Source organism: Thermodesulfobacteriota bacterium, assembly GCA_036482575.1.
Classification (GTDB): Bacteria; Desulfobacterota; GWC2-55-46; order GWC2-55-46; family JAUVFY01; genus JAZGJJ01.
The window spans coordinates 1-2,465 of the sequence record JAZGJJ010000118.1 but is presented as its reverse complement, the minus strand read 5'-3'; the positions used below and the strand labels follow the sequence as shown (position 1 = coordinate 2,465).

Sequence of the window (2,465 nt, the reverse complement as noted above, 5' to 3'; positions counted from 1 at the left end):
GCCCGAGAGGTGCGCGAGCTGCGGGATATGCGTCGGGGCGTGCGAGTACCAGGCCATAGACCTGCCGAACCTTACCGAGGGCGATATGAAGGACGAGATAAAGAGACTCTCCGTGGAGCTAAGGGAGGCAGGGGGGGGAGGGGGCGAGAGGGGCTCGGTATTCGTATTCCTCTGCAAGTGGGGTGTGGAGTCCGGGGCCGGCTCCAAGGGTAGTCCGTTCGAGGACCTCCCCTGGGTCACGGTCATGAAGGTCCCGTGTATAGGGATGGTCCAGCCGCTCATGCTCGCCATACCCTTCGAGGAGGGCGTGGACGGGGTGCTGGTGGCCGGCTGCAGGCCGATAGACTGCAACTACAGATACGGAAACGCCTGGTTTGCCGGCAGGTTCCAGGGCTACCGGCCGCCGGTGGTAAGACGCTCCCTGGACCGTGATAGGGTAAGGTACCTGAGGCTCTCCGCGGTGGAGACCGACGAGTTCGGGGAAGAGCTTGGACGCTTCCATGAAGAGCTTCGGGAAGAGCTCCGGGGAGGGGGGAAGGGCTGATGGCGCTCTATATAAGGATGGCGCTCCTTCTGCTTCTCATCCTGTCTCCGGCGATCTACCTCTCGGAGGCGCCGTACTCGTTCTTCTCGCCCGAGGACGCCGCCATAAAGGTGGCCTTCAAGCACAGCGGCACCAAGGTGGTCGGCTGCGAGGAGGAGGACCTCGTAAAGAGGTCCGGCGAGAAGTACCGCGAGGGACTGAAGGGGACCTCGGGCGTGAGCATGGACTTGAGCGAGATCGGCGGATGCCCCAGGGAAAGGCACCCGATATCGGTCGAGCTCTTCCTGGACGGCAGGAAGCTCCTGGATAAGGACTATGAGGCCATGGGTATTAAGAAAGACATGGCCTCGTACGTGTACGAGAGGTTCATAATCGAGCGGGGCACCCACACCGTGCTCGTCAAGATGACCGACAGCGGCCCTTCCTCCCCGACCGTCTACACCCTCGAGAAGACCGTCGATGTGGCCCCCGCCGAGATACTCGTCATAAGGTTCGACCCGATTTCCAGGCGGCTGGTCATGGAGTAGGGCCCGGATTCTAAGATTTTTTTCAATAGGTCAGCGGCGTAATTACCCTCGAAGCGTTCTTTTTTAGTTGCAAGGGCGCTCTGTATCCCATATAATCCAGGGTGATACGAAGTCCCGGTCCGGTTTTAGCTGCGAGAGTGGCGGAACAGGCAGACGCGCCAGGTTTAGGACCTGGTGGGCAACCGTGGGGGTTCGACTCCCCCCTCTCGCACCAATTGCCGCTTGCCAGGGTCGGGGACTAACTCGGGGAACCCCCAAAAAGAGGCATCTTAATGGATGATATAAAGGTAGAGGTAGAAGACATAAGTCCCGTCGAGAAGAGGCTCACGGTCGAGATCCCTGCCGGGGAGGTCGCAAGCGAGGTGAACGCCGCGTACAGGAGCCTTAAGGCCGACGCCACCCTTGACGGTTTCAGGCCGGGCAAGGTCCCGGAAAATGTGCTCCGCCGGAGGTTCGGCGCCCGCGTAAGGGAAGAGGTCACCGCGAGGCTCATAGAGAGGACCTACCCCGAGGCGCTCAAGGGCAGGGACATCATGCCCGTCGCGCATCCGCGGGTAGAGGTCAAGGAGACGGGCGAGGGTAAGGGGCTTGTCTATTCGGCGACGGTCGAGGTCAGGCCAGCCGTGGAGGTTACGGGCTACAGGGGGATGGGCCTTATCATGAAGCCCGCGGAGGCCACGGATAAGGAGGTGGCCGACGGCCTTGAAAGGCTCAGGGAGAGCCGGGGCGAGTTCCGGGAGGTCCGGAGACCGGCCGGGACCGGGGATATGGTGACAATAGACTTCGAGGGCAAGGTCGGGGGAGAGCCCTTCAAGGGCGGGAGCGCCAGGGACTTTCCCGCGGTCATCGGCGGACTCTCTCTTCTGCCGGGCTTTGACGAGGCCCTTACGGCCGCCAGCGCGGGAGACAGCCGGGAGGTGAAGGCTGACCTCCCGGGAAACTACGCCGACGAGGGGCTTCGGGGTAAAGAGGCGGTATTCGAGGTAAAGGTAAAGAGCGTTAAGGAAAAGGTCCTCCCCGCCGTAGACGACGAGTTCGCGAAGGACCTCGAGTGCGAGAGCATCGAGGAGCTTAAAGAGAAGATTAGCGCCGAGATAAAGAGGGGCAAGGAGAGGAGCGAGAGGGACCGGCTCAAAAGCGAGGCCGTCGAGAGGCTTGTGGATAAAAACCCCTTCGATGTGCCCGGGGCGCTCGTGGACCGCTACCTCAGCTCCATAATGGGCAGCGTCATTGAGAATATGAAGAGGGGGGCCTTCGACCCCGAGGATAAGGGTCTCGCCAACGACCGGCTCGAGGAGAAGTACCGCAAGGTGGCCGAGGCGCGGGCCAGGGGGGACATTATAATCGATGCGATAGCCGGCCAGGAGGGGATAGAGGTCTCCGAGGAGGAGGCC

Annotated in this window: 3 protein-coding genes and 1 tRNA gene; all 4 read left to right on the top strand. The window is 61.7% G+C overall.

Going from position 1 to position 2,465, the window contains the following annotated elements; translation table 11 throughout:
* Positions 1–544: hydrogenase iron-sulfur subunit (locus V3W31_05235; protein MEE9614343.1), on the top strand; the 544-nt coding region annotated here is incomplete at its 5' end.
* Positions 544–1,071 (top strand): hypothetical protein, encoded by a 528-nt coding sequence (locus V3W31_05230; GenBank protein ID MEE9614342.1) that lies wholly within the window; start codon positions 544–546, stop codon positions 1,069–1,071. The genes V3W31_05235 and V3W31_05230, both read left to right, overlap by 1 nt.
* Positions 1,072–1,202: 131 nt before the next feature.
* Positions 1,203–1,285 (top strand) — tRNA-Leu (locus tag V3W31_05225).
* Positions 1,286–1,343: 58 nt separating this feature from the next.
* Positions 1,344–2,465 (top strand): trigger factor (gene tig / locus V3W31_05220; protein MEE9614341.1); only part of this gene is annotated, 1,122 nt, incomplete at its 3' end.